A 964-nucleotide genomic window follows, 5' to 3' on the forward strand; every position below is an offset into this window, starting at 1 on the left:
CGCCCGGCGGCCCCGGCCGCGACCCCGCCGACCACCGCCCCGCCGACCACCGCTGTCGTCCGGTCCACGGCGCCGCCCACGCCACCCGCCGCGCCCGGCCGCGCCGGCCCGCGCGGGGGCCCCGTCCGGCGCCCCGTACCAGTCCAGCGACAGCGGGCGCAGCACGCGCTCCAGGTGGTGCAGGACGGCAAGCAGGTCGGCGCCGGTCGCGCGCTGCGCCTCGGCCGTGGCGCCGGGCGCGCGGCAGGCCGCTTCCAGGAGGCGGAGCGCCCCGGGGGAACGGAGCACGTCCGTCAACCCACCGTGTTCGCGGGCGAGTTCGGCCAGTCCGTACAGCCCGTCGGCGAACGCGCCGGCCGGCACCGCGTACCCGGCGTCCCGCGGCGCGCTCCCCCACGGTGGATGCGGGGCGGCACGCCCCACAGTGGCGAAACGGTCCGCCTGACGGCCGGAGCACTCCCCGGCGGGCCCGGTCCCACCTGCGGCGGACGCGCCCCCGCGGACGGGGGGCGGGGGCGCGGCGGTCAGGGCGCGGGCGAGGCGGCCGAAGTGTTCGGCGAAGCTGGCGCGCTCCCGGCGCCGGTAGCCGCGGGCCCGGCCCGGCGTCCGCAGCGGCGGGCCCCACAGCGGCGCGGTGCGCACCCGCACCACGGGGGCCGGCAGCGGCAGCCGGCCGGCGGCCTCCTGCGCGGCGCCCTGGGTGAGCGCGCAGACCTCGAACTCGTGCTGGCCGAGCGCGCGTACGAGCCGGTCGCACCACTGGCCCGCCGCACCGTTCGCGTACGGATAACCACCGTCGGTCAGCAGTCCCACGCGCACGTTCACACCCCGATCTCCCGGATAGGCAGCCGCCGGCAGGCAGCGGCAGCACGCTATGCGGGGGTCGGGGAGGGGGGGGGGGGGGGGGGGGGGGGGGGGGGGGGGGGGGGGGGGGGGGGGGGGGGGGGGGGGGGGGGGGGGGGGG

1 protein-coding gene is annotated in these 964 nt (G+C 82.0%); it reads right to left on the reverse strand.

Translation table 11 applies throughout. The features are described from left to right. A partial coding sequence (locus AAHZ94_RS34565; RefSeq protein WP_349997627.1) for a DUF3492 domain-containing protein occupies positions 1–825 on the reverse strand: 825 nt, incomplete at its 3' end. Between the last annotated feature and the right edge of the window lie 139 nt (positions 826–964).

This window comes from Streptomyces sp. HSW2009, from assembly GCF_040240285.1.
Lineage (GTDB): Bacteria > Actinomycetota > Actinomycetes > Streptomycetales > Streptomycetaceae > Streptomyces.